The organism is Nostoc sp. FACHB-280, assembly GCF_014697615.1.
In the GTDB taxonomy this organism is placed as follows: Bacteria; Cyanobacteriota; Cyanobacteriia; order Cyanobacteriales; family Nostocaceae; genus Nostoc_B.
The window spans coordinates 19,411-45,803 of the sequence record NZ_JACJSD010000022.1; the positions used below are offsets into that span (position 1 = coordinate 19,411).

A 26,393-nucleotide genomic window follows, 5' to 3' on the forward strand; every position below is an offset into this window, starting at 1 on the left:
AGAAAATTTCAGTATATAGAGAGGGTATCACTTTGGAGTATAGCTATTTAAGTGGTGATCCGCCTCAGTCACTTGGAAAAGTCCCCCGCTTTTTTCTGGCCTCCATCGCCTTTTCTAACAGTTCCAGTAAACCGGGTGCTTCTTCCTGAATCGTGAGTAACATTCTTTCGCCAATTTCCACGTTTCCAGGATCTTCCCCTGTAGCCATTACTTCTTTCAACCGCGGAATAGCTATACCATCAACAATTTGAATTAATCCACTCAAACAACGTTGAAATTGCTTTTCTGTCAAAATCGAGTCTTCCAGGGGAAATTCAATAATCGCCCGGATTTCGCCATCAGATGGGTCATATTCCCATTGCAGCATTTTGGTTTCCCAAGAAATGGCTAACATAGTCTGGAGAATTACCGCTTTGTAAGGATGGTCTTGCACTCCAGCCAAAACTTGAGGCGCAAAAATGCGGAAAAACTTTCCCTCCTCATCCAGTTGAACAACTATCAGAAAATCTTCTAGGTTATCAGCTTCCACCCCTGTGATAATACGGTCTTCTTCATCATCAAAGCGGTAGTCCCAACCTAGTTTGTCTAAGTAACTGGCAATCTGTTCGAGATTTGCTCCCATAAAAGCCTCGTAAGAAATGGTGGAGCGGCTGTCACCAAAACTAGTGTAACCTGCTAGGGGTCTATGTTTAGGTTGATGTGGCGACTTCTGCTTGTTGAGAAGTATGCAATAAATTACTGCATAATTTCGCAATTTTTCGACTGATATGTCTAAATTCTATGAAATAAGAAAATGATGTTCGAGAAAGTACCCATAAGGACAAAATATTTTGCAATTTTTGTATCTCAATAATCAGTCTTTCAAGTAATAGCTAAAAACTCCAATATCATGAGTCATAAAAAACCAGATAAATTGCCAATTTTTAGTAAAAAATATACCCCATTATTTTTTAATAAGTCGGTGTAATCAAGCTTAATGATCACCAAAATCAAATAAAACTGCTCTACAACACAGGTGCTAAAAAACCTCCAAAAAGTTTTATATTACAAACATCGACTTATTTTTTACCAAAATATTGTAGTCGTCAACACATTTTTTAGGGTTTAATATTCACGAAAGTTTATGTGGAAATCAGCTTGGATTCTGGCGATCGCACCTTTAATCTTGACACTTGCTGCTTGTAGTAAAGAATCAGGCCAAACAGCAAATACAGCCACTACTCCTAGTAGTAGTTCTGCAACACAAGCAACTAGCAATCGTTGGAATACAATCAAAAGCCGTGGTCAATTGATTTGTGGTGTAAGTGGGGAAGTTCCAGGATTTAGTTTTGTAGCTACTGACGGTAAATACAGTGGGATCGATGTAGATATTTGCAGAGGTGTAGCAGCAGCTTTGTTTGATAACCCAGATGCAGTAGAATTTCGCAATCTCAATGCTAAAGAGAGATTTACAGCCCTCCAAACAGGCGAAGTCGATATTCTTAGCCGCAATACCACTTGGACACTCAGTCGTGATACCTCAGTAGGTTTAGAATTTGCACCTGTTGTCTTTTATGACGGTCAAGCCATTATGGTTCGCAAAAATAGCAATATTAAGTCCTTGGCAGACTTAAAAGACAAAGCAATTTGCGTGCAAACTGGTACAACTACCGAACAAAACTTAGCCGACCAGATGCGGAAACGCGGTATTACTTACAAACCCGTTGTTTTTGAAGATGTGAATGTTACCTTTGCGACCTACGCTGAAGGTCGTTGTGATGGAATTACAGCCGACCGTTCTGCTTTAGTTGCACGAGGTTCACTCCTACCTAAACCGGAAGATAATGTCATTCTTGATGAAGTTATCTCCTCAGAACCTTTAGCACCAGCAGTCGCCAAGGGAGATACAAAGTGGGGTGATGTTGTCAAATGGGTAGTTTATTCCCTTGTTAAAGCCGAAGAATTGGGTATTAATTCTCAGAATGTCGCTCAATTTGCCAATAGTAATGATCCAGATATTAAACGCTTTTTAGGTACAGAAGGCAACTTAGGTGAAGGACTCGGTTTAACTAACGATTTTGCAGCTAGAGTGATCAAACACGTTGGTAACTACTCAGAAGTATACGATCGCAACCTCGGCCCCAAAACTAAACTCAATCTTGCTCGTGGCCAAAATCAACTCTGGTCAAAAGGCGGGTTACTTTATTCTCCACCATTTAGATGAAGTATCAAGTGTGAAACTGCATATAACAAACAAGAATTTCTTGTTAGGTCGCTATGACGAAGGTTACACCAATCCCTAGTTAATTCTCACTGAATTTACCGCCTGAAGTTAGGAATTGAAACAGATGCTTATCCAGAGTCGCCCAGATCAGTAGACGTTCTGTTTGGCTACTCTTAAGCTACCTTCGTCATCACCGCCACAGTTTACAAATACCCCAGCATTAACTGTAAATCTTCAGGTGGATTTAGGTGGTGTGGATGAATAGTTAGCGATCGCCGCAATATAAACTAAATGCACTAACAACACTATTGCCCAACCTGCTGTTAAAAACGGCAACCATTCCCATTTAGCGGCTTTCAGGTTATGGAAGAACCACAGACCAGAATTAATTGTCGCAGCTACAGCAACATGAACAGCAAAATTCATCCGGTCATCTATTCTACGAAATTCAGGATCATTGCGATCGGGTTTGCGAGGCCAACGAGGAGGCATAAATATTTGTTACAAATTTGAATACACTTGATTATTTTAAGGTGTCAGGATGCAAAGCTGTTAAATCTTTGTGAGATCAACCACAATAAATTTAACTGAAAGAACTTTTGTAAGCAGACTCTATAGTTCTTAACAACTCTGGAATGTCATAGGGTTTAGCAATAAAATGAGCAATTCCCAAAGAAGAAGCTAATTCGTCTAGATAACCATGTGCTGTGGCTAAAACCACCGCTATTTTTATCCCCTGCGCTTGGAGGCGTTGATATACTTCAATCCCTGAGAGCTTGGGCATTCTATTATCTAAAATTAGTAAATCTGGTTGCTCCTGAATCACTGTTTCTAAGGCTTCTTCACCATTTCTTGCTTCTTTTACCTCCCAACCTTCCTCTTCCAACAGAAAACTCAGCATAGCTCGACTATCATCATCATCATCGGCAATGAGGATTTTGCGTTTATCTGTATTGTTACTGTTCATCTTTGATTTTTGTGATTGGTAGATAGATAACCTGGGAAGTTGATATTGATGGAGAGATATTTAAGCCAGAATTAACTATGAAACTGATTTGCGCTAATTCAGAGTGAGAAATTACCTTAACTACTACTTTTACTATTCCATTCTTCCCAGCAGAATCAAAAGCTTGCAGAAAATAATGTAGCAATTGGCGTAAAAGGCTTCGGGGATCAGCCACTACTGTGATTGGTTCATACCAGTCAGTAACTACTTGTACCTGACGAATGACAGCTTCGTTAGAAAGAAGATCCACTAAATCAGATATATAAGCAGTTAAGCAAACAGGTTGGAGTGTACCAATCTCGAAGGATGCTAAATTGCGCCAAATTTCCGCACGACGGCGAAATATTTGAATTGATTGTTCAGCTTGACGTAGCAATTGTATCGCGTAGTCTAAACGGTTAACTGCTACCATCCGCGAAATGACTTCCATTTTTAAGCGTGCAGCCTGATTTGCTTGGATGATATCTTGACGTAATTCTTCGAGTGGTTGGTATTCGTTAGGGTTAGACTCTAAAACTCGCCGCACATCTTTTTCTAAGTGGGCGATTAATAATTCTGCTTCAATACCATGAGAAGCACATAGCAATATTTCTTTTAAGCGTTGTCTAGCATCTGCACGCCGGAGGGAGATACTCAAAACTCCAATAATTTCTTGTTTGTCATCCCGTAGAGGAATTCCCTGACAAGTGAACGGATGAAACCCATCAATAAAATGTTCGGCACTAATAATTTCTATATAATCTGCTTCTGCTAATGGCGTACCAATACCATTGGCACCTGCTACAGCTTCTGATAGCAAGGAACCAGGCCCCGGAAAAGGTTCTGGCCCTTGTACAGTTTGTTTATCACCCACAACATCGAGTAAAATCGCATCACTGTTACCCAACATCACTGCATGGCGATCAGTCCCAGCTGCTTGTGAGAGCATCCGAATATAAGGTGCAGCAATTTGAATTAAAGTTTGCTTTTTCTCGATTAAACGCTCTGTATCTAGGATTGATAGTTTTTCCGCTTGCAGAGCCTGAGAGTTAGCACCTTGGAGATGCGATCGCTCCCAAGCACGATAAATGTTCGAGCGCAACATTTCAGCGGGAATCGCACCAGTCGATTTGTATATGCGTCGAGCTTCTAAGACATCAATTTCTAGAGGGGACATAAACAGTCAACATCCCTTAGCTGATCAATTTCAGCTTGATACTTTTATCTTAAGTTGTTATAGCAACTTTTTGATAACGCGCAAATTCTCTTACTAACCTCAATACCAAAGTAAACTTCTGTAACAGAAAGGCTTAATTGCTGATTTATTCTTGAGTTTTTTGTGATTAATTTATTATCAAAAATATTTAAAAATCTCTATTTTGTTGAGAAAAATTAGGAATTTTATAGTTCACAAAAACAAAATTATTTAATATTATATTTGCAAATTTTTATTTATAAATCCAATAAATATCTTAAAGTCCAAATATCCAATATTATCAGTAATACATCAACCATTTGGGTGACATCTGAATTTATTTGTGTCAGCAATCATTCTCCTATTTGATAGAGGAAGCCAATAAATCAAGTGGTGAATATGGTAATAACCATAAAATGTAGGTAGGTGGCAGCAATGGCTAAGGCAAACCCAGTAGAAATTCAAAAACACTTAAAGGGAATGGATTATCCGGCAAGTAAGCAAGAATTAGTTCAACATGCTCAAAAGCAAGGAGCAGATCGCAAAGTTCTATCATTATTAGAACAACTGCCAGATAATGAAGAGTTTGAAAATCCCACCGATGTCAATAAAGCCATAGGTGAGATTGAATAGACTAGTATTCAATGATTTGTGCAAGACTTTTTTGGCTGTCATTAGTGATTTATTCTGTGTAATTACAAATGACTAAGAACAACTGACTAAAGACAGCCATAACGCAAAATCTCTCTAATTTATAGTTCCGATGCAGAATAATCTCCAGATTTCCCACCACTTTTACTAATTAAATAAATTGACTCAATTTGAATCGACTTTTCTAAAGCTTTCGCCATATCGTATAAAGTCAACGCCGCAACAGACACAGCCGTTAAAGCTTCCATCTCCACACCAGTTTCCGCTTTGGTTCTAACCGTAGCTTGGATGTGATAACCAGGTAATTGAGAATCGGGGGTAATTTCCACAGTCACCTTCTGCAATGGCAGGGGATGACACAAGGGAATTAAATTCGATGTTTGTTTGGCAGCCATAATCCCAGCTATCCGCGCCGTGGCTAACACATCGCCTTTAGGCGTATTACCCTCCTGAATGGCATTGAACGTTTCTCGCAGCATCCGCACCTTGGCAACGGCAACAGCTTGGCGGACTGTAGACGCTTTGCCAGAAACATCTACCATCTGTGCTTGTCCTTGGGAATCTAGATGACTTAACTCGGCAGAAAAATTTTTTTGAGAATTGTCTTGCATTGTTAGGGAAGATGGTGCTAATATATTTTTCTGGCAGGGGCGTGTAGCTCAGTGGACTAGAGCACGTGGCTACGGACCACGGTGTCGGGGGTTCGAATCCCTCCTCGCCCGTTAAATAAAGTAAAAGAGCAAAAGGCAAAAAGATTATATTCTATTGCCTTTTGCTTTTTTTAATTCATAATTTATTATGCCTTAAGAGATAAGGTATATCTGCAAAATAGTGGAATAATATTAATGAATTCTAATAAGAATGCGGTCTATTCAATAGAGATGTATACCAAAAACTCAAGTTGTGATATTATTTATCGTGTTTAATAAAAATTAAAATTTTTGATTTTACAATAGAATTTAAACTTAGGCAAAGCAAAAAAATACGCCTAATGCTTACCCCCTGAAAACCAAATTTATCGAAAAATTAAATCACTAATGCCAAAAAAATTGGTACTTACTTTTTTTATTTATATAAATATTCTTTATAAAGATTTCATCATATAGTTAATATTTCAAGAGGCATAGTGTGAAACAGTTTCTTTTTATCACGGATCTGGACTATACACTTGTAGGTGATGACGATGCAATGGCAAAACTAAATCAGCAGCTAGAATTGCATCGTCAGCAACACGGTACTAAAATTGTTTATTCAACTGGTCGCTCACCTTTTCTTTATCAAAAACTTGCAGCAGAAAAAACCCTATTAGCGCCAGATATACTTGTTTGTTCTGTAGGGACAGAAATTTATATCAATGGTAGTCAAGACCCAGATGCCAGATGGTCTGATAAACTGTCTCAAGCTTGGGATAGAAATTTAGTAAAAACAATATCTGCAAATTTTACTGAATTGAAACCTCAACCAGAAAGTGAACAAAGAGATTTTAAAGTTAGCTATTTTTTGGATGAAAAAATAGCTGGAAAAATCGTACCAGAGTTAGAACGTGCTTTGTTAGAGCAAGGATTAGATATTCAAGTTATTTATAGCGGTGGACAAGATGTAGATATTTTGCCACGTCATGCAAATAAAGGTATGGCAATGACCTTTGTACGACAACATTTAGAAATAGATGTAGCAAAAACCGTTGCTTGTGGAGATTCGGGTAACGATATTGCTTTGTTTGCTAACAGGAAAGAGAAAGGTATTATTGTCGGTAATGCCAAACAGGAACTTCTAGATTGGCATAAGGCTAACCCAAATCAAAATCGTTATTTAGCAACAGCCAAGTTTGCCAGTGGTATTGCAGAAGGATTGCAGCATTTTGGATTTCTGGAGTGATTAACTGAAGAATGAAAAAACTGATTTTGGCAATGATGTCTGAATTTTAATTTTTTAGAGATTTGTAGAGAAGCAAAATTTTGCTTCTCTAAACTTCAAAACTTTTCAGCGACAAACATTTAACTCACGTCAACATTATTCAACGAAAAGGCATCTTCACCGCGGCCAAGAGCAAAGCGTAAGGAACTAGTGAGATTTTTGTTGGATAAGGTGAGGAAAATTAGTAGTGCTAAAAAGGTGAGTGCTGCACTATAACCAAACATATTACGATAGCCGACAAACTCACTGACATAGCCAAAAATCGGAGCAGCGATCGCAATTCCTAAGTCAAATCCAGCCATACAAATGGCAAAAACTTGCCCTCGTTCTTGGGGTAGTGAACGGTCTGCCATCATCGTGACGATCATTGAAATCATCGTACCACCACCGCAACCTTCGGCGATCGCAGAGATTAGAAAAGCATTGGTGCTGTTAGCTTGCCATAGTAATGCACAAGCCAAGCTGTAAGCTGCAATCCCAAAGGTAATAAACAAACCGCGACCGAAGCGATCGCTGGCTTTACCTGCAAACACCCTGATTGCAAAACTAGAAATGGCCGCAACTGTGAAAAACCAGCCGCCATTAAAATTTACTTCAGTAGATTTAATAAATAACGATACAAAGACATGCACCGCACCAACAGAACTACCCACCAGTAACATCACCAACGCGGGAACTCTTACCCTGGGACTAACCAAAATTTGCCAAAAATCAATGTGTTGGCGTTCTGATTGTGGTTGTGTGATGACGGGTGGATTGATAACTTGTGATGCACACAACAGTCCAATTACAGCGACTGCGGCGGTAAACAAAAATAAAGGTGAGTAGCCAAAACTGTCTTGTAAATATCCTCCCAGTGCTGGCCCAATGGCTAAACCAACGGGTGCGGTTAAACTCATATAACTAATAATTTCACCACGAATTGCCACGGGTGCTAAATCAGCTACCAAAGCACTGTAACCCGTGGTAAATGCTGCAATGCTAATGCCATGAAAAATCCGCAGGAAGAATAATATAGGAATCGACGTAAAGGCTAAATAACCAAAAGGTGCGATCGCTGCTACTGTGAGTCCAATCAATAAAACCAGTTTACGTCCACGCTGGTCGGCTAGTTTTCCCAGCATTGGACGAAACAGCAATAACCCAATGGCAAAGCTACCCATAACTATGCCAATTTCTTGCTTACTACCACCCACATCTTGAATGTATAGCGGTAGCGTCGGTAAAAAAGCAGCAGTGCTTGACCAGAATAACAAACCTGCCGTAAACAAAATCAGCAGGTTTCGCCGGAGTTCGGCATTAAATGTATTAAAAGCTTTCAAGGGAGATGCAAAGAACGCTAACTATCATTGTTCTAATATTTTTACGTAAGTTAAAATTTTTCGCCAACACTTCCCGTATTTGAGTAGGTATCAAAGCACATTAATACAAACGTGGGAGTATTAATGCAGAAGCAAGTAGGTTGGGTGAAGGCACATATAGAGATAGTGAAGACAAAACAGTAAATCTATATCGTGTCTTCCACCAACACCAAATCATGTTTTTTAGATGATTTCTTCTATAAAGAAAATAATTGTAGCGTTAATTTTACTCAGCGTTCTTCAAACACGACATCTTCGTAAAGTTCTGTAATTGTTGCCTCAAAATTAATACTCTTGAGTTGAACAGTTTGTTCTTGGGAAGTGTATGTTTGTAGAACCCAAAAACCATCATCATTCAACCGAAAACACTCAACTCGTTGGCGTTTTGTATTAATTAAAACGTATTCTTTTAAGGTTTCTATGGTTTGATAATCTGCGAATTTATCACCCCTGTCAAATGCTTCTGTAGAGTCAGATAAAACTTCAACAATCAAACAGGGGAATCTTTTATGTCCGGGTGTTTCTTGGTCTCTTGAATCACAAGTTACCATCACATCAGGATAGTAATATCGATTCAAAGATTCAATTCGAGCTTTCATATCAGCAATGTAAACCCGGCAACCAGAACCACGCACATGATTTCGCACAAGAGCAAACAGGTTGCCTGCTATGGTCACATGAGGGTCACTAGCTCCAGCAATTGCGTAAATGTAGCCGTCGATATATTCATGTTTAATGGAGCTTTTTTCCTCCATTTGCAGATATTCTTCGGATGAAATGTAGTTGGGTGAGGCTATCATAATCAGTTAAAAGATAAAACAGAAAAACCTACTCTTAATGTTAATTACCCATTAATCAAGTTTGGTTATTTTTATTTTCAACTACTTCTCTGACTCGATAAATAGGTCTTCCCTGAGATTCATGGTAGGTACGCATCAGTAACTCTGCCAACAGACCAAAACAAAACAGTTGCACACCAGTTACTAATAACAAAACTGCCAAAATCAACAATGGGCGATTGCCAATCATTTCACCCATTGCTAACTTGAGAAAAGTTAAATACATTCCTATCCCCACGCCCAAAACCATTGAACTCAAACCCAATAACCCAAAAACGTGCATTGGGCGGGTGAGGAACTTTTTCATAAACAAAATAGTTAACAAATCCATCAACACGCGAAAAGTCCTGGAGATACCGTACTTACTCCGACCAAATCGCCTCGCGTGGTGACGTACAGGCATTTCGGTAATTCTTGCCCCTTCAATATATGCCAGTGCTGGCAAAAATCGGTGCAGTTCCCCGTAGAGATTCATATCTGCTACCAATTCTGAGCGATAGGCTTTGAGGGAACAGCCATAGTCATGAATATAAACGCTAGTAGTGCGACGAATCAGCCAGTTAGCAATTTTAGAAGGAAGTAAGCGATTAACTGCCCCATCTTGCCGTTTTTGCCGCCAACCACTAACTAAATCGTAGCCTTCATCTAACTTAGCCAATAACATCGGGATATCAGCCGGATCATTTTGCAAGTCAGCATCTAAAGTGACAATTGCTTTACCCACCGCATAGTTAAACCCGGCAGACATCGCTGCGGTTTGTCCGTAATTGCGCCGCAGAATTACCGCCTTTAAATCACTGCGAATTTGCGCTTGTTGTTTGAGAAATTCTGCCGAACCATCTGTAGAACCATCATCAACACAGATGATTTCATAACTAATTTGACTATTAGATAAAATAGATGCGATCGCCTCGATTAAATGTGGTAAACTCTCTACCTCATCACGTACCGGCACCACCACCGACACCGCAGGTACATTTGCAGAAATCGCCTGATTTTCCTCACTCATTCTTTCTGGAATCAACCCACTCCTCATAACTCTCTGCGTCCTCTGTGTCTTTGTGGTTCGTAACTTTGCACAACTCGGCCAGCACCGCGTAGTTGCTGATAATATGACCGACTCACCGCATCTCCCTGTTCCGAGAGAACATCAATACCTATACCATTACGTCCTTGTGCTTTACCTGAACTATGAATATAAGCACCATGACCTAAATAAAGTCCGACATGGGTGGCTTTTTCTGGAGTACCAAAAAATACCAAATCCCCTGGTTCTAATTCCGTTAACTTGACTGGTTGGACAAAAGCTTCTTGCTGATAAGCGTCTCTTGGTAGCCAAATTCCCACCGAGACAAACGCCGCCTGCATCAAACCAGAACAATCATAATTTGGCCCCACTGTCCCGCCCCAAAGATACTCATTAGATTGCTCCATCGCTTTTTGGGTAAAAGCAATAATTTGGGGAAGTAATTTTTTAATTTCAGTTTCCGCCCATCTTGTAGCTTGATACTGTACAGTAGCAGGTTGTAATAAACCCAAATCTGCCAACGACACCCAGCCTGGATAATCATCCTCACATAAATACACCTCTACTGCTTGCCCTTGATGATTTGATGTTACCTGTAAATGTCGCCCAACAGCAGCTTGAGTTGCCAGACGTTGACACTCAGGAGAATCATATAAGTTGAGGTTAGCGAGACATTGATATTCAGAGGCTGTCAAATTGAGGATTTGGAATTCTGAATTAGAGAGCATTATTCGATGGTTTTCTTTAGAAAAGACGAACAACTAGAAAATTTGGGTAATGGCATTTTAGAAGCAACTTGGGCAACATTTCCGACATTAGCCCAAAATCAAATTGCTTTGACTTGGATTGTCTATGATCCACCAGCACCTGTAAATACTGGTGGCGCTTTAACTCCTGATGCCTTTTGGAATCACCCAGTCCGTGGTTTTACTTATCGCGGTGTAGAACGGATTTATCCCGCGAGTGTGGTTAAGTTATTTTACTTGGTAGCTGTAAATGAATGGTTAGAAAAAGGCATGATCCAAACCTCGAAGGAATTGGAGCGAGCCTTGGGCGATATGATAATTGATTCTAGTAATGATGCCACAAGTTTAGTTGTAGATATTTTGACTGGTACCACTTCGGGGCCAGAGTTACCACCAGGGCCGTTTGAAACTTGGAAGCAACAACGCCATATTGTTAACCGTTACTACCAATCTTTGGGTTGGGAAGAAATGGAGACGATAAATGTTTGTCAAAAAACTTGGGGTGATGGCCCTTATGGACGGGAACGGGCTTTTTATGGGGAGATGTTTGATAATCGCAATATGTTGACTACCCATGCGATCGCTCGTTTACTACATAGTATCGTGGGTGGGGTCGCAGTTGCGAGTGGGCGATCGCAAGCCATGATGAATCTACTCAAACGCAGTATCAACCCCGAAGATTTACCTAAAGATGTTGAAGAAGACCAAATCACAGGCTTTATCGGTAGTGGTTTACCGCAAAATTCCCAAATTTGGTCAAAAGCTGGTTGGACAAGTCAGGTTCGTCACGATGCAGCGTATATCGAAATACCTGATCAACGTCCTTATTTACTAGTGGTGTTTACTGAAGGTAAAGCCAACGCCAAAAGCCGCGAAATTCTCCCCTTTGTCTCAAAACTCATTGCCGAAGCCATTAGCAATCTTTAAAGTTTCTAGCAGTCTTGAATCAATTCCCAACCATTCTTCCCTACTCCCCACTTCCTACAACTTAATTTTTTCATATTTCACTTTCATCACCTACGTCCTTCTCAGGATGTAGCAAATAAATTTGTGCGTTAAAGTCTAGCCATTGCCGGATTTTGCGGAGTATAACCGTAAAATTCAGGATTTTGACGGCAATATTCTGTTAGGAGTGAATGTGAAAACTATTTTTCTGCGTAAAAGTGTTGTTTTATTACCGGGGTTAGTTACTTTTGCGGTCTTGAGTTGGATTTTTTCTGCTAATGCCCAGACAGTAGACACGGCAAATACTCAGCAGTTGACGGATTCTTCTATTACCTCATCCCAACAATTTCCCAGTACTTACACTCAAGAATCTTCGAGTCCCGTCCTCACACCGATTCCGGGAACAGTCGCCACCTCATCTACAGCCTTGATTCCTCAACCTGTTGAAGCCACTACTCAACCTTCAAGTGTTCCAGAAGTTGCCCAATCAGATGTTGTAAATGTCGGTAGACGTACTCGTGGCGGTAGAAGTTACATAGGTGTTGGCGCTAATATTGGCTTAAGTGGGGGTGAGACATCTTTAGGTGATGGTAACTTTGCCGTTCTGAGTAAGGTTGGAATCACAAATGCCTTTTCTATCAGACCTTCAGCCGTATTTGGTAACAACACCACAATTTTGATTCCCGTCACCTACGATTTTTCTCTGCAACAAGACGAATTTACTGAGCCTTTACCCATCGCTCCCTATGTAGGAGTTGGTGCTGCTATTAACACTGGTGATAATTCACAAGTTGCTTTCTTAGTATCGGGCGGTATTGATGTACCCCTAAACGCCCAATTTACAGCCACAGCATCTGTAAACGCCGGATTTTTTGATCAAACCGATGTGGGTTTGTTGGTAGGAGTTGGTTACAATTTCAGCGGCTTCTGATTACTGAAGTTAAAAGTAAAAAGGCAAAAGGCAAAAGAATTTTTTCTTTTGCCTTTTTATAGCCGTAGTCACTGAGCTTAGGATAATGTTAATGACTCAGAGCCTTATATTTACTGGTTTTATACTCAGCACTCAGCACTTTGCTACTTAGGTGTAACTTTATCAATGGCGGTGATTTTGCCGTTGTCTCCTACAGTCCAAACATCATACACACCAAGAACATCGCCGTTTTCGTCCACATCTACGTTACCGCTTGCACCTTGGTAGTTGATTGTTTTACCTTCTTTGAGTAGCTTTAACCCTTCACAAACATCAGTAACTTCGGTACCAGAGCCAGCGGCAACTTCTCGGATTTTACTGGAAATGCCCACACCTGTGTTTTCTTTAGCGGCTTGTGCTGCTAAGACTAGTAATGCAGCTGCATCCCAGGCTTGGGGTGCATATTCTCCAGGTGAACCGCCTTTTTTCTCTTTCCACAATTTGTTGAATGCTTCTAAGGCTTTACCATCAGAACCCGGTACTGTCCCTAACGCCCCGGTTAAGATAAATTTGCCATCGCTACCTTTACCCACTTGTTCAGGGAAGGTAGGTGATTTCACGCCATCGGTGAGCAGAATTTGTACGCCTTTGGTCAAACCTTGTTGATAGGCTGCTTTTAACAGCAGACTACCTGTTTCTGCATAAAGTACAGCGACTACTGCATCTGGCTTACCAGCAAACGCCGCCGCTGCTTCAGTATCAAAGGTTTGGGCTTTGGGGTCGTAACGAACTGGGTTATTTTTATTAACTACTGTGCCGCCTAATTTTTCAAAAGTTTCGACAAAAGCTTTTTCAAAACCCACACCGTAATCGTTGTTAATCACGACTGTAGAAACGCGTTTAAAACCTTTTTTGTTAGCTAATTGTGCTAGTGCTAATGCTTGGTAAGTATCGGGGGGTGCAGTCCGCGCCCAAAAACCTTTAAAGTCGCCTTTTTTCGCTTTATCCGTAAAGACGGGACTGGTGCTACCAGGAGATATAATCATGACTTTATTCGGTACAGCAACGGAAACTGCTGCTGTGGAAACACTACTAGCAAAGGAGCCAACTACACCAGCAACTTTATCTAGTGTTGCCAGTTTGGTCATCCCAGCCGCACCAGCTTTGGGGTCAGTTTGGTCGTCTACCTGTACGAGGGTGACGTTTTTACCATTGACTCCGCCACAGGCGTTAACTGTATCAACTAGCAATGGTACAGAACCTACCATCTGCTGTCCAATAGAAGCTAAGTCACCTGTTGTTGGTAATAGAGTGCCAATTTTTAACCCGTCAGTACTGCTGGTGGTAGTTGAGTTAGCAGTTGGGCTGGTGGTACTAGTGCTATTGTTGGTGTTGGCATTTTCGCAAGCTGCCATCAAAAAGCCTGTGGCTATGGTAGCTACACTCAAGGCTAGGGCTGTAGTAATTCTTGGCATAATTTACTTTCACTCCTCTGAAATGCGGGAGCCTGAAAGTCAGATTCAAACTATGTTTCAGATAGCTCAATCTTAACAGACTCCAAATGTTAAATAATAACATCTACCATGAGGAGTATCTGTGTTAATGCTGACATTAATATTAATATTTGTTTAATACTTAGCAGTACTGAGTGCAATTTACTGCCGAAAAACGGAGAGGGAGGGATTCGAACCCTCGGTACGGAGTTGCCTGCCGTACAACAGATTAGCAATCTGCCGCTTTCGACCACTCAGCCACCTCTCCAGGGTCACGAATATTTATGATAGCAGATTTTTTGGGAAAGTCAAACAATTTTTAGAAGGCAGTGACCAGGAGGCAGAAGGCAGGAGATAAAAACATTACTTTTCCTAATATTTAGGCTCTGAAAATGTCTTAATTTATGTAACTACAGGTATATGGTCAATAGTCATAAAAACAACTATTAACCATTGAATAGAAGGGCTGAAAGAAACCAAACTAAAAGCCTCTTAACTTCTGCTTTCTGCCTTACCTTAACGATCAATACTCACGCCAATTACTTATAGTACTTGCGATCGCATCCAAGCCAAGGGTAAGGTGCGGAATTTTTTCAATTGCGGCACATAAGCCCGTTGGCTGAACACATCATAATCATTGCGTTCAATTGCATCTAAAATCTGCCCGTAGAGCATGGAAGCTGCCCACACTGGCCAACGAGCATCGGGTGACAGATGACTAATACCTTCTTCGGCTTTGGTATAGAATTGCCTCGCCCGGTCAATTTGAAATTGCATTAAGGCACGCCAACGGTCATCGACTACACCTTGAAAGAATTCTGGCTCGGTGTAGTTAAATCGCGCTAAGTCTTCTAGGGGTATGTATATGCGTCCGCGTCGGGTATCTTCCCCCACATCTCGCAGAATGTTGGTGAGTTGATTGGCAATGCCGAGGGCGATCGCTTCTTCTGTGGGAATATACTGTGGTTTTTTCTGATTCCAAGGTGCCGTATTAGCTTCAGTATCTACACCCATTATGGCTGTTGACATTAACCCCACAGTCCCAGCCACACGATAACAATAGAGGTATAATTCCTCAAATGTTTCGTAGCGGCTGCGGTATAAGTCCATACGCTGGCCAGCAATCATATCCCGAAAGGGCTGGATGTCGAGGGGAAATTTTTGTAAACTATCCACCAAAGCAACATCGTAATTTTCTTGTGGGTGTCCTGCAAAAATCGATTCTAGTTGCTGCTCCCATAGGTCTAGGGTTTCTGGCGTGGTGATGGCAGATGCAGGCCCATCTACTAATTCGTCTGTACGGCGACACCAAGCGTAAATTGCCCAAACGGCTTGACGCTTTGCCGGACTCATCAGCAAAGTACCAAGGTAAAAGGTTTTGGCATACTTGGCTGTAAGTTGCCGACAAAGTTTATATGACTCGTCTACAGAGACCAGCGTTTTCATGCGCGGGGGGGAATCAGGCAGTTGCAGCATTCGTTGCAGGCGGTCGGGTTAGCGTTTGTAAGTTTGAGGCACTGGCCTCTGGCAGCGATTCACAAATCGCCTGCGCTGTTAGCTTACCAGAAAGTACGGCCCCTTCCATACTGCCTAGGTAGCGTTGCATGGTGTAACTCCCACTCAGAAAGAAATTGGCGATGGGCGTTTTTTGGGGCGGACGGTACTGTTGACGACCAGGAGTCGCTTTGTAAACTGAACGCGGCGTTTTCACTACATGAGATTTCAACAGTTTGGCTGGATTTTCTTTCCCAAAGTGATCGGGGAAGAGTTTTTCCAACTCGGTCATAGTTGCAGCCACAATTTCCTCGTCAGATTTGCTCACCCAATCTTTTGCCGGAGCTAAAACTAATTCCAGCATTGAGCGATCAGGGTTAGCATATTCTCGACAAGTGTTGCTCATATCAGCATAAACGCTGAGGAGGGGCGATCGCGAGAAAAGTAGGTGATCAATGTCTGTTAATTTCCGATCAAACCATAAATGAAGGTTAACTACTGGCACCCCTTCTAAGCCTTCTAGCTTTTGAAAGAATTCCATTTGCTGCCAAGGTTCAGGCAACATCACTTTTAACGGATCAACTGACATCGCTGATACGTAAAAGTCTGCCGTCACCACTTCATCAGGTTCGCCATTTAACCCACGCAGCAAAAATTCTTTGACTGTGCCATCAGGGTTCAGCACAATTTCTTTGAGGGGGGCATTGAGCCGCACTTGGCCACCACGTTCGGTAATGTAATCAACGATGGGTTGACACAATCTTTCTGTGGGCGAACCATCTAAAAAGGCGATTTTGGAGCCGTATCGCTCTTGCAGGAAGCGATTGAGGGCTGTTAATAAAATTGTTGAAGAAACTTCATCAGGGTTAATAAAGGTGAGGGCTTTAGAAGCAGCAATAAACACGTCACTTGCTACTCGTTCACCAACGCCTTGTCTTTTCAGCCATTCAGAAAAGCTGTACTTGTCCATCTCCTCAACATACTTTTGACCCCGGACAATGGCTGGCAGCAGGCCAATAGCAAACCTAATCTTCTGCTCCCAAGTCAACATATCGTTGTTACGCAGAATCGAGGCAATGATGTTAAACGGAGATGGAATGTCAGGAACATCAAACCGTGAGAGTGTTCCGGGCTTTTCTGGTTGATTAAAAATTAGTGTATGTTCTTTCCATTGGAGGCGGTCTTCAATGCCTAATTCCTTGAGCAATTGCAGCATATTGGGGTATGCCCCAAAGAAGGCGTGTAACCCGGTTTCGTACCAGTCGCCGTCAGAGTCTTTCCATGCCGCTACTAGGCCACCCAATACGTCCCGACGCTCTAAGACAATGGGGGTGTAACCTGCGTCTACAAGATATTTCGCGCAGGAAAGTCCTGCTAGACCAGCACCCGCGATCGCTACTCGCATTTAAACCTACTGTTGTTCAATATTTCTTAATGGTTTTGTCGTTCTCATTATACGTTGCAATCCGTTACATTTGGCAGTAATTGTGCGGTTGCTTGGGAAAAAACTTCTGTTAAGAGGTTACAGGTTATAGGTTATAGGTTACAGATTACAGGAAAAATTTGTATAACACCTTATTGCAAAGGTAGATTTTTATACAAAATTTTATTTAGAAAAACAGGTACAAAATTATGTCAATCTCACGAGAGCTAGAACTATTTGGAAATCACGTAATTTTGGGGGTTTCCGGCACAACATTGAGTGATGATGATAAGCGGGCGCTGGGTGAATTAAAACCAGTCGGAGTCGTATTTTTTGGGAAAAACTTTATAGATGGCGTTCCTTATGAGATTTGGTTAGAAAGTTTTCAAGAACTCATCGACCAAATTCGAGAATATGCGGAACGTGATTCGATGTTCATGAGTTTAGATCATGAAGGTGGGCGTGTAGTTCGCACACCTTTACCTATTACACGATTTCCTTATGCAATGCTATTGCGATCGCAAGCTAGAGAAGTAGCAAAAGCAACAGCTAGAGAGTTGAAATCACTGGGAATTAATATCTCTTGGTCGCCTGTGGCCGATGTTTATTCTAATCCTCTCAACCCAGTAATTGGGGCGCGTGCTTTTGGCAATACACCAGAAACCGCAGCCCAATATGCGTTGGAATATTATCTAGGGTTGCAAGAGTCTGGTATTTTAGGATGCGCCAAGCATTTTCCGGGACATGGAGACACCAGCACCGATTCTCACGTTGAGTTACCAGTGCTGAATTTAACTGTACAAGATTTGCGCGATCGGGAACTGATACCTTTCAAAGCTTTGATTGCAGCGCAAATTCCCTTAATTATGACAACTCATATCTTGTTTCCTCAAATTGACCCAGATGTGCCAGGCACTATCTCACAACCAATTCTGAAAAATATTTTACGAGAAGAACTAGGGTTTGAGGGTGTTGTCGTATCTGATGATTTGGATATGAAAGCAATTTCCGATATGTTTACCCAAAGCGGTACTGTCGCACGCGCCTTTAACGCTGGGTGTGACTTGTTTATTTTGTCGCGGAATATCAATTCATCGTCTTTGGAACGTACTTATTATATGGCGAAAGATTTTGCTGATGCTCTCAGTCAAGGTAGCTTGCAGCAAGAGGTAGTAACAGCCGCTAGACAGAGAATTGAAAATTTATTAGCCCAAACACCACAATATATTGTTCATGCTTTGGATAAAGCTACATTACTACGACACGCAGAATTAGCGATCGCTTGTACTTTCCAATAAAGCTATTTCAAACTCTTATCCTCTCTGCGACTCCGCGCGGCAGTCGCTTCAAGTCGGCAAAGCCGCCCAACGCGCTGCCTTGCCTCTGCGTGAGATAAATAATAATGACCAGATTCATTCACGACCAATTCGCTAAAGATTATCTAGAAGAATTACTCACCCCTTATGGCGAAGTTCAAGCAGCACGACGAGTTGCAGGCGAAGTTAGAGAAATAGACGTTTATTTCATTCCCCGACAACCTGGTAACATCTCAGAAACCCTTGGTTTATTGGGAAAATTCGCTACTACCTCAGCTTTATTTGAACCCTTTCGGAATCCTGCGGCGGCTACAGAAATCTGTGATTGTCTTTTAAAATTATTAGAGGTACGTGGCGATTTACAACGGCAAGCAAATCGAAACAACACCCGCATTCAAGAATCTGATTTACCAAAATTATGGATTCTTACGCCGACAGCATCAGCATCACTTCTATCAGGATTTGGTGCTAACCCCAAAGCTGGTTTTCTGCCCGGTGTTTACTTCATGGCAGAATACTTACGTACAGCCATAGTCGCAATTCATCAGTTACCTATCATTCCCGAAACTTTGTGGTTGAGAATTATTGGCAGAGGGAATGTACAGAAACAAGCAATTGATGAACTAGAAGCACTTTCTCCTGATAATCCTTTCCGAAAAGCAGCATTAGAATTACTGTACAACTTGCAACAAAATTTACAATTTACGCAAAATCAAGACCAAGAAGATAGGGAGTTAGTTATGCGGTTAACACCACTTTATCAACAAGATAGAGAACAGGCTACACAACGAGGAATTCAGCAAGGTGAACGCTTAGTTGTGGAGAATTTGCTGAAGGTTCGCTTTGGTGAATTAGATAATCAATTGCAAGCAATTATTGAACCTTTATTAGCTTTATCTCCAGAAGAATTTACTCCTTTGCTGTTGCAATTATCGCGGGAAGAATTAATTGCTAGGTTTTGTTAGGTTATACTAGATAAGGCTTGTAAATTTACTTTTAACCGCAGAGACTCGTGGAGGTAAACGCAGCGAAAAGTTGCGTGCGGGGGTTCCCCCCGTTGAGCAAACTTTTAAAGACAAAGGTATGCAGAGTCTTTTTTCTTTTTTTTGATATAAAAATTGGGAACAATCTAAAATCTAAAATTGCATGACATCATCTGTATTTGCTGCTGAACGACTTTTATTTACTCCTACTACTCCTGATACTGATGCGATACCTTTAATTTTTGCTTTTCCTAATGAGTACAGTGTGGGTATTACTAGCCTTGGCTATCAGATAGTTTGGGCAACTTTGGCAATGCGCGATGATGTGCAGGTGAGTCGTCTATTTACTGATATTCATGAACAACTTCCAAGACAGCCGGAAATTATTGGTTTTTCGATTTCTTGGGAATTAGATTATGTGAATATTTTAAATTTACTGGAATCTTTAGATATTCCGATTCGGGCAAAGTTACGAAATGATGCTCATCCGGTAATTTTTGGTGGTGGCCCAGTTCTCACGGCTAATCCTGAACCTTTCGCTGATTTTTTTGATATCATCTTGTTAGGAGATGGGGAAAATCTGCTGGTTAATTTTATTGAAGCTTATAAAGAAGTTAGACACGCTCCTAGACAAATTCAGCTAAAAAGATTGGCACAAGTACCAGGAATTTATATTCCGAGTTTGTATGAGGTGGAATATCAAACGTCTGATGGTGAGGTAAAGTCAATTCAGCCAATTGATGCAGATGTTCCGGCAATTGTGCAGAAGCAAACTTATCGTGGAAATATTCTCTCAGCTTCAACGGTGGTAACTGAAAAAGCTGCTTGGGAAAATATTTACATGGTGGAGGTAGTAAGAAGTTGTCCGGAAATGTGCCGCTTTTGTTTGGCAAGTTATCTGACTTTGCCATTTAGAACTGCTAGTTTAGAAGGTTCATTAATTCCCGCGATTGAACGAGGTTTAAAAGTTACAAATCGCCTGGGATTATTGGGTGCTTCTGTTACTCAACATCCAGAGTTTGAGGAGTTGTTAAATTATATTAGTCAGCCAAAATATGATGATGTGCGGCTGAGTATTGCTTCAGTCAGAACTAACACAGTAACGGTGCAGTTGGCGGAAACTTTGGCAAAACGAGATACGCGATCGCTTACCATAGCTGTAGAAAGTGGTTCTGATCAACTGCGGCAAATCATCAACAAAAAGCTGCAAAATGATGAAATCATCCAAGCGGCGATAAACGCCAAAGCTGGCGGACTCTCAAGCTTGAAACTCTATGGGATGGTGGGTATTCCTGGGGAAGAGGCGGAAGATTTAGACGCAACTGTGGCGATGATGCGGAGTATGAAAAAAGCTGCGCCTGGATTAAGGTTAAGCTTTGGCTGTAGTACCTTTGTCCCGAAATCTCATACACCATTTCAATGGTTTGGGGTAAATCGTCAAGCAGAGAAGCGGTTGCAGCTTTTACAAAAACAACTCAAACCGCAGGGGATAGATTTTCGCCCAGAAAGTTATAACTGGTCTATCATACAGGCTTTGTTATCGCGGGGCGATCGCAGATTATCCCAACTTCTCGAACTCACCCGCGGCTTTGGCGACTCATTGGGTAGTTATAAACGCGCCTTCAAGCAACTTAAAGGACAAATCCCCGACTTAGATTTTTACGTCCATACTAACTGGTCAACATCCCAAGTCTTACCTTGGAGCCACTTGCAAGGGCCGCTACCGCAGTCTACACTACTAAAGCACTTGGATGAGGCGACAAGTCATTTCCGTTCATCCTCTAAAGAACTACAACCGTTAAATTCGTAGTCAAAATTTGAATGCAAACCACTGCTGAGTATTACTGCGCCTTTTGCGGCGAACCAAACTTAACCTTTATTGACTTGAGTGCGGGGGGACAACAATCTTATGTTGAAGATTGTCAAGTTTGCTGTAACCCCAATATTTTGTATATCCGGGTTGATGAAGACACCTTAGATATCGAAATCGATACCGAATACGACGAAGGCTGATATATTTTGGATTTTAGATTTAGAATCGCTGTGTATCCCTTGGGTGAATCACTACCATCTGTCACCATCATTTTTTCTTGGTATGAGTTTTAGGTTTTGCTGTTCATGCTGCACTTCAACCATTCATCTGTAATTAATGCGCCAATAGAAGTAGTTTGGCAATTTCACGAAAGACCAGATATCCTGCAAATGCTAACTCCACCTTGGCAACCAGTCCAAGTAGTCCGGCGAGAGGGAGGACTGCAAATAGGTGCTATTACAGAGTTTCGTTTGTTTCTGGGATTAGTACCTTTAACTTGGTTAGCGCGTCACACCCAATGCGAACCATATCACCTATTTGTCGATGAACAAATATCTGGCCCCTTTGAAACTTGGATACATCGCCATGAATTTCTCTCCGAAGATGGTAAAACCAAGTTAACAGACGCAATTTCCTACTCTATGCCAGGGGGAGATACAGTTGAATTTATTAGTGGTTGGCTAGTACAAAGTCAACTAGAAGCAATGTTTCGCTACCGCCATTATGTAACGAAGCGTGAATGCGAGGGCAAAGGTAATAATTGGTGGTAAAAATAGAGATTAGAGGCTAGATCCTAGAAGCTATAGTAAGTTTTATCCTAATTTATGGAATTTCTCTCAAAATCGGTCAACTGGTAGAAGCAGAATCTATCTTATAAGAGAGGTTGAATTTTCCTAGATTGTTAATGATAGTAGCAAGACATTCAAACAAACTATCACTGACTTTTTAGGTAAAAAAATGTTGGGAACATTTCTTATAACTCTAGCTACCGCACTCAGCTTACTAATTGTTGACTTAGTTGTGCCTGGTGTTAATATTGCTAACTTTCCTTCAGCGTTAATTGCTGCTGTTGTTATTGGCTTACTCAATAGTTCTGTCAAGCCAGTACTTTCTACCCTATCTTTACCATTAAACTTGTTAACCTTCGGCGCATTCTCGTTGGTTGTAAATGGTATTTGTTTCACATTAGCAGCATTTTTAGTACCTGGGTTTAGCGCACATGGAATCCTCGCGTTTATTCTCGGCCCAGTAGTTTTATCTTTAGCTAACACCTTCATTGGTAACTATTTTGCTGAAAGAAATCTGTCTTTAACAGGCAACACTTCAAAAACAGGTGAACTACCTCAAGGTAATCCTCAGCAATAGTAGCAATATTATCGGCGGCAAAAACTATGCAGAATTAACATAATTCCTGAGACAGAGTTTGTCATGAAGTTAATTCTGGACAATATGAGTTAATCAATTTGAAACAGTAACAACAAACCCATGAAACTATTACGCTTTTTACTGGCTCTTTTATTGCCTCCTTTGGGCGTTTTCCTGACAGTTGGTGTTGGCCCAACTTTAGTAATTAACATTCTGCTGACTTTGCTTGGTTGGCTTCCTGGCAGCATTCATGCACTATGGGTAGTTGCTAAGAGAGAAGAAGCATTTAATAGCGGAACTTACTAAATTTAGTTAGGCAAGAGGATTTACATCTTTCTATCGAACAAACCTCTCTCAATAAGGACAATCAATTAAGGGTAGACTATGGAAATCTACCCTTTTTATTATGTTTTTCTTAATATTTAGATAGCTCCACTTACTTAAGCTAATATAATGTTGATTGCATATTAAATAAGACATATAATTAGATGCTATGCAAGCAAGCATAGTAAAGGTTTGTCAAAAGATATGCTCCAGTCAAGTACTAAGATTTCGCTTGCAGAGTTTCTTTCCCAACCTCAAATAGAAGCTTCTCCTGCATTGGAACTAATTGATGGGCGAGTTGTTCAAAAAACAATGCCAACCTTATTTTATTCCAGGCTACAACGTAACCTAGTAAATTATATTAACGATCGCACCGATAAATTTGAAGCTGTGCAGGAGCTACGTTGTATTGTACCGCCTTACTCACCAGTGCCAGATATTGCGATTATTGCTTGCGATCGCCTGAGTGATGCAGATGGCCCATTTAATGGAGCGCCAGATTGGTTAATTGAAATTCGCTCACCAGACCAAAGCACTTTAGACTTACAAAATAAGATTCTCCACTGTCTTAGTAATGGAACACAACTTGCTTGGTTAATTGACCTGGCTCGTCAGCAAATATGGGTTTGGCAAGGAGATGACTTACCGATAATTTTTGCAGGAGGAGATTTCCTCCCAAGTTTGGGTATTCTCCCAGAAATTACAGTTAATGCTGTTATGGCGATGACTAGGGGAAAATAGCTGTTGTATGAGTACGTTGTTAACTAAATCGTACTTACTCAGAACCCCGACTTCTTCAAGAAGTCGGGGTTCTTATGATTTTGATGTTGGTATCTAGTTTTTATCTGCGGGTTCTTTGTCTTTAAACAAATCAGCAGTTGCAAGGAGTAATTCGCGTAAGGTTTGTTTGAGTTGGAGTTCTTTTTTAGCGATGGCTGTACCAGCTTCGCCTAGTTTATCTTCTAACTGCGATCGCTTCTGTGATACCTGTGTCGCTAAAACTTCCGCTTGGGGACGAGCTTGGTCATACCAACTTCTGGCATCATTGAGATAATTTTGAATTTCGTCGGAACGTCCGCCATAACGTGCGGCTAAATTTGCGCGGACAATGGCTAATTGTGCTTGCAACTGAGCGTAACGTTTTCTTAGTAACGACACTTCATCACTATTTTTGACAGCATTCACAGCCGAGTCAATCACATTTTTGGTATCAGCCGTATTTTGTTTACCTGTTTCCTCAATCTCGGCTAATATTACATCTACGTCTTGCTGAAGTTTTTCTTCTTCACTATCTAATTGCGCCTGTAACCTTTGCAGTTCTGACTGAGTTTGAATAATAGTTTCGTGTCTTTTGTGGTTCACACCTTCCAACGCACCTTCTATAGAAGCTGTTACCTCTTCCTTGATTTCAGTTCCTCTTTCTTGCAGAGTTTCAATCACAGCTGCAACCGCATCTTTAACCAGTCCCCGTAATTCAGTTGAACCTTCTTTCAACTCAGACGCTACTTGCGAAACTGCTGATTTGACAATTTCTCTTACTCTTTCAGTCCGTAACTGACCAGTTTCTTTAGCTTGTCTCAAGTCAGTTTGAATTTGTTCTTTGATATTTTTAACCATTTTCAACTCGTGTTATTTAGCTAATTTGGATAAATTTATTTAGTTTAGTCATCTCTGACATCTAAATTCTGACGTATTCTATTGGGAATAGGCACTTCCTTTAGATAGAAAATGATAAATTATCATTATGTATCCGTAGTTTTATTGATATAGCAAATGTCGGGTATCACTATGCACATAATTATGAGAAGATAAACTTTGAAATTACAGTTACTCTCAAGCAATGATTACCGCCAAAGCACAAATTAAAGTGATGAGAACTAACTTGCTCAAAATGCTGCAAATCTTATGTTTAATTCTCTTGTTATTTACTACCACTTTTACCTTGCCAGCAAATGCGAGTGACACAGCTGACGGCGCACAAATATTTAGCGTGCATTGTGCTGGGTGTCATATTAACGGCAGTAACATTATCAGACGCGGAAAAAATTTAAAAAAGCAGGCACTCAAGAAATATAATATGGATTCCATAGAGGCAATTACATCTATTGTCACCAATGGCAAAAGTAATATGTCTGCTTACAAAGACCGCCTGAGTGAACAAGAGATTCACGACGTTGCGGTTTATGTTCTAGAACAAGCAGCCAAAGATTGGCGTTAGATAATTATCAATTCAATTAAGTAAGTCGGTGGGAAAAACATAAATATATCCATAAAAGTTACTTAAACTAAAACCCTCTTTCCTTCTGCCTTCTGCCTTCTGCCTCCTGCCTCCTGCCTTTTCTCAACTACAAATATTTACGTCGCTCTACTTATATGGTGCTACTACCTACAGAAAGTCGTTTGCAACTAACTCCTGATTTAAACATTTGTCGGATATTAAATGGAATGTGGCAAGTATCTGGCGCACATGGACATATTCAACCACAAGCGGCAATACAAGCTATGTTTCAATATATGGATGCAGGTTTTACTACTTGGGATTTAGCCGACCATTATGGCCCGGCTGAAGATTTTATTGGAGAATTTCGCCAGCAACTAATTGCGACTAGAGGGAAAGAAGCTTTAGCCAACTTACAAGCTTTCACAAAATGGGTTCCTCGTCCTCGGAAAATTACGAAAAAAGTAGTTGAGGAAAATATTAATATTTCCTTGCGGAGAATGCAGGTTGAATCTTTAGATTTAATTCAATTTCACTGGTGGGAATATAATGATAAAAATTATTTAGATGCTCTGAAGTTTATGGCAGAATTGCAAACTGAGGGCAAAATAAAACATTTAGCTTTGACAAACTTTGATACAAAACACCTGCAAATTATCGTCAATGCAGGAATTAAAATTGTTTCTAATCAAGTGCAGTTTTCTTTAGTTGACCGCCGTCCAGAAGTGGCAATGGTGGAATTTTGTCATGAACATAACATTAAACTGTTAACTTACGGGACAGTTTGTGGTGGTTTCTTATCAGAGAAATATTTAGGTCAGTCGGAACCCCGAAACTTTGATTTAGGTACAGCCAGCTTACGCAAATACAAAAATATGATTGATGCTTGGGGTGGTTGGCAATTATTTCAAGAATTGCTAGTGACACTGAAAGAAATTGCTGATAAATATGGTGTCAGTATTGCGAATGTTGCTGTACGTTATATTTTAGATAAACCAGCCGTAGGAGGTGTGATTGTTGGCGCAAGGCTGGGTGTATCGGAACATATCGAAAATAACGCTAAAGTATTTGGTTTTAGTTTAGATCAGGAAGATTGCGATCGCATTGATCAAATTTCGCAAAAATCCCGCGATTTATATAGAATTATTGGCGATTGTGGCGATGAATACCGCAGATAATTGGTAA

28 protein-coding genes and 2 tRNA genes are annotated in these 26,393 nt (G+C 40.8%); 16 read left to right on the forward strand and 14 right to left on the reverse strand.

Translation table 11 applies throughout. The features are described 5' to 3' along the window. Nucleotides 1-64 precede the first annotated feature (64 nt). Nucleotides 65-622, reverse strand: coding sequence for a hypothetical protein (locus H6G75_RS17130; RefSeq protein WP_190981223.1), 558 nt, complete (start codon nt 620-622; stop codon nt 65-67). A gap of 501 nt (nt 623-1,123) precedes the next feature. Here H6G75_RS17130 and H6G75_RS17135 point away from each other — a divergent pair. Beyond that, nucleotides 1,124-2,203 (forward strand): amino acid ABC transporter substrate-binding protein, encoded by a 1,080-nt coding sequence (locus H6G75_RS17135; RefSeq protein ID WP_190981224.1) that lies wholly within the window; start codon nt 1,124-1,126, stop codon nt 2,201-2,203. A gap of 234 nt (nt 2,204-2,437) precedes the next feature. Here the strand turns inward: H6G75_RS17135 and H6G75_RS17140 are convergent, their stop codons facing one another. The 3 genes from H6G75_RS17140 to H6G75_RS17150 all read right to left on the reverse strand — a co-directional run bounded on the left by H6G75_RS17140 (nt 2,438) and on the right by H6G75_RS17150 (nt 4,365). Beyond that, on the reverse strand, nt 2,438-2,695 hold the full coding sequence (locus H6G75_RS17140) for a 2TM domain-containing protein (RefSeq protein ID WP_190981225.1): 258 nt from the start codon (nt 2,693-2,695) through the stop codon (nt 2,438-2,440). 91 nt (nt 2,696-2,786) lie between these two features. Beyond that, the gene (locus H6G75_RS17145) at nt 2,787-3,170 is read right to left on the reverse strand and encodes a response regulator (protein WP_190981226.1); all 384 of its coding nucleotides are present in this window, start codon (nt 3,168-3,170) and stop codon (nt 2,787-2,789) included. Then, nucleotides 3,160-4,365: a sigma-54-dependent Fis family transcriptional regulator gene (locus tag H6G75_RS17150; protein WP_190981227.1), complete on the reverse strand. Its 1,206-nt coding sequence runs from the start codon at nt 4,363-4,365 to the stop codon at nt 3,160-3,162. Before H6G75_RS17150 ends, H6G75_RS17145 begins: the two co-directional genes overlap by 11 nt. A 453-nt stretch (nt 4,366-4,818) precedes the next feature. Between H6G75_RS17150 and H6G75_RS17155 the strand changes: the two genes are divergently transcribed. Beyond that, complete coding sequence (locus H6G75_RS17155) at nt 4,819-5,016, forward strand: DUF2795 domain-containing protein (RefSeq protein ID WP_190981228.1); 198 nt, start codon at nt 4,819-4,821, stop codon at nt 5,014-5,016. Between the two features lie 119 nt (nt 5,017-5,135). On the opposite strand, the gene moaC is transcribed toward H6G75_RS17155, so the two are convergent. After that, nucleotides 5,136-5,645, reverse strand: coding sequence for a cyclic pyranopterin monophosphate synthase MoaC (gene moaC, locus H6G75_RS17160; protein ID WP_190981229.1), 510 nt, complete (start codon nt 5,643-5,645; stop codon nt 5,136-5,138). Between the two features lie 37 nt (nt 5,646-5,682). Between moaC and H6G75_RS17165 the strand changes: the two genes are divergently transcribed. Next, nucleotides 5,683-5,756 (forward strand) — tRNA-Arg (locus H6G75_RS17165). A gap of 406 nt (nt 5,757-6,162) precedes the next feature. Further along, complete coding sequence (locus H6G75_RS17170) at nt 6,163-6,912, forward strand: sucrose-phosphate phosphatase (protein WP_190981230.1); 750 nt, start codon at nt 6,163-6,165, stop codon at nt 6,910-6,912. Between the two features lie 119 nt (nt 6,913-7,031). On the opposite strand, the gene H6G75_RS17175 is transcribed toward H6G75_RS17170, so the two are convergent. From H6G75_RS17175 to H6G75_RS17190, 4 genes are all read right to left on the reverse strand, one after another. After that, nucleotides 7,032-8,273 (reverse strand): MFS transporter, encoded by a 1,242-nt coding sequence (locus H6G75_RS17175; protein WP_190981231.1) that lies wholly within the window; start codon nt 8,271-8,273, stop codon nt 7,032-7,034. A gap of 269 nt (nt 8,274-8,542) precedes the next feature. Continuing rightward, nucleotides 8,543-9,112: a Uma2 family endonuclease gene (locus H6G75_RS17180; protein WP_190981232.1), complete on the reverse strand. Its 570-nt coding sequence runs from the start codon at nt 9,110-9,112 to the stop codon at nt 8,543-8,545. A 55-nt stretch (nt 9,113-9,167) separates the two neighbouring features. Further along, nucleotides 9,168-10,187, reverse strand: coding sequence for a glycosyltransferase family 2 protein (locus H6G75_RS17185; protein ID WP_190981233.1), 1,020 nt, complete (start codon nt 10,185-10,187; stop codon nt 9,168-9,170). Then, nucleotides 10,184-10,906 (reverse strand): C40 family peptidase, encoded by a 723-nt coding sequence (locus H6G75_RS17190; protein WP_190981234.1) that lies wholly within the window; start codon nt 10,904-10,906, stop codon nt 10,184-10,186. The genes H6G75_RS17185 and H6G75_RS17190 overlap by 4 nt, the downstream gene beginning before the upstream one ends. Before the next feature lie 6 nt (nt 10,907-10,912). On the opposite strand from H6G75_RS17190, the gene H6G75_RS17195 reads away from it, so the two are divergent. Then, the gene (locus H6G75_RS17195; RefSeq protein ID WP_190981235.1) at nt 10,913-11,851 is read left to right on the forward strand and encodes a serine hydrolase; all 939 of its coding nucleotides are present in this window, start codon (nt 10,913-10,915) and stop codon (nt 11,849-11,851) included. 211 nt (nt 11,852-12,062) lie between these two features. Continuing rightward, on the forward strand, nt 12,063-12,800 hold the full coding sequence (locus H6G75_RS17200; RefSeq protein ID WP_190981297.1) for a hypothetical protein: 738 nt from the start codon (nt 12,063-12,065) through the stop codon (nt 12,798-12,800). A 143-nt stretch (nt 12,801-12,943) separates the two neighbouring features. Here the strand turns inward: H6G75_RS17200 and H6G75_RS17205 are convergent, their stop codons facing one another. The 4 genes from H6G75_RS17205 to pds all read right to left on the reverse strand — a co-directional run bounded on the left by H6G75_RS17205 (nt 12,944) and on the right by pds (nt 17,171). Then, nucleotides 12,944-14,254, reverse strand: a complete 1,311-nt coding sequence (locus H6G75_RS17205; RefSeq protein WP_190981236.1) for an ABC transporter substrate-binding protein — start codon at nt 14,252-14,254, stop codon at nt 12,944-12,946. Between the two features lie 194 nt (nt 14,255-14,448). Beyond that, a tRNA-Ser gene (locus tag H6G75_RS17210) sits at nt 14,449-14,540 on the reverse strand. Nucleotides 14,541-14,815: 275 nt separating this feature from the next. Beyond that, a complete protein-coding gene (gene crtB / locus H6G75_RS17215) occupies nt 14,816-15,748 on the reverse strand; it encodes a 15-cis-phytoene synthase CrtB (RefSeq protein ID WP_190981237.1) in 933 nt (310 codons plus the stop codon). Then, complete coding sequence (pds, locus tag H6G75_RS17220; RefSeq protein WP_190981238.1) at nt 15,732-17,171, reverse strand: 15-cis-phytoene desaturase; 1,440 nt, start codon at nt 17,169-17,171, stop codon at nt 15,732-15,734. Before pds ends, crtB begins: the two co-directional genes overlap by 17 nt. Nucleotides 17,172-17,398: 227 nt before the next feature. On the opposite strand from pds, the gene H6G75_RS17225 reads away from it, so the two are divergent. The 8 genes from H6G75_RS17225 to H6G75_RS17260 all read left to right on the forward strand — a co-directional run bounded on the left by H6G75_RS17225 (nt 17,399) and on the right by H6G75_RS17260 (nt 23,731). Then, a complete protein-coding gene (locus H6G75_RS17225) occupies nt 17,399-18,487 on the forward strand; it encodes a glycoside hydrolase family 3 protein (RefSeq protein WP_190981239.1) in 1,089 nt (362 codons plus the stop codon). 104 nt (nt 18,488-18,591) lie between these two features. After that, nucleotides 18,592-19,470 (forward strand): hypothetical protein, encoded by an 879-nt coding sequence (locus H6G75_RS17230; protein ID WP_190981240.1) that lies wholly within the window; start codon nt 18,592-18,594, stop codon nt 19,468-19,470. A gap of 181 nt (nt 19,471-19,651) precedes the next feature. Further along, on the forward strand, nt 19,652-21,298 hold the full coding sequence (locus H6G75_RS17235; protein WP_190981241.1) for a radical SAM protein: 1,647 nt from the start codon (nt 19,652-19,654) through the stop codon (nt 21,296-21,298). Nucleotides 21,299-21,309: 11 nt separating this feature from the next. Continuing rightward, the gene (locus tag H6G75_RS17240; protein ID WP_062287893.1) at nt 21,310-21,501 is read left to right on the forward strand and encodes a CPXCG motif-containing cysteine-rich protein; all 192 of its coding nucleotides are present in this window, start codon (nt 21,310-21,312) and stop codon (nt 21,499-21,501) included. Between the two features lie 105 nt (nt 21,502-21,606). Then, nucleotides 21,607-22,071: an SRPBCC family protein gene (locus H6G75_RS17245; RefSeq protein WP_190981242.1), complete on the forward strand. Its 465-nt coding sequence runs from the start codon at nt 21,607-21,609 to the stop codon at nt 22,069-22,071. Nucleotides 22,072-22,258: 187 nt separating this feature from the next. After that, entirely contained in the window at nt 22,259-22,666 is a 408-nt protein-coding gene (locus H6G75_RS17250) for a phage holin family protein (RefSeq protein ID WP_062287899.1), read from the forward strand. A gap of 120 nt (nt 22,667-22,786) precedes the next feature. After that, nucleotides 22,787-22,972: a YqaE/Pmp3 family membrane protein gene (locus H6G75_RS17255; RefSeq protein ID WP_190981243.1), complete on the forward strand. Its 186-nt coding sequence runs from the start codon at nt 22,787-22,789 to the stop codon at nt 22,970-22,972. Nucleotides 22,973-23,194: 222 nt separating this feature from the next. Next, nucleotides 23,195-23,731 (forward strand): Uma2 family endonuclease, encoded by a 537-nt coding sequence (locus tag H6G75_RS17260; protein WP_190981244.1) that lies wholly within the window; start codon nt 23,195-23,197, stop codon nt 23,729-23,731. Nucleotides 23,732-23,824: 93 nt separating this feature from the next. Here the strand turns inward: H6G75_RS17260 and H6G75_RS17265 are convergent, their stop codons facing one another. Beyond that, nucleotides 23,825-24,607, reverse strand: a complete 783-nt coding sequence (locus H6G75_RS17265; RefSeq protein ID WP_190981245.1) for a histidine kinase — start codon at nt 24,605-24,607, stop codon at nt 23,825-23,827. Nucleotides 24,608-24,881: 274 nt separating this feature from the next. Between H6G75_RS17265 and petJ the strand changes: the two genes are divergently transcribed. Then, entirely contained in the window at nt 24,882-25,208 is a 327-nt protein-coding gene (petJ, locus tag H6G75_RS17270) for a cytochrome c6 PetJ (protein WP_242051564.1), read from the forward strand. Between the two features lie 158 nt (nt 25,209-25,366). Beyond that, nucleotides 25,367-26,386 carry an aldo/keto reductase gene (locus H6G75_RS17275; protein WP_190981298.1) on the forward strand — a complete coding sequence of 340 codons (1,020 nt, stop codon included), beginning with the start codon at nt 25,367-25,369 and terminating at the stop codon, nt 26,384-26,386. Nucleotides 26,387-26,393: the final 7 nt, after the last annotated feature.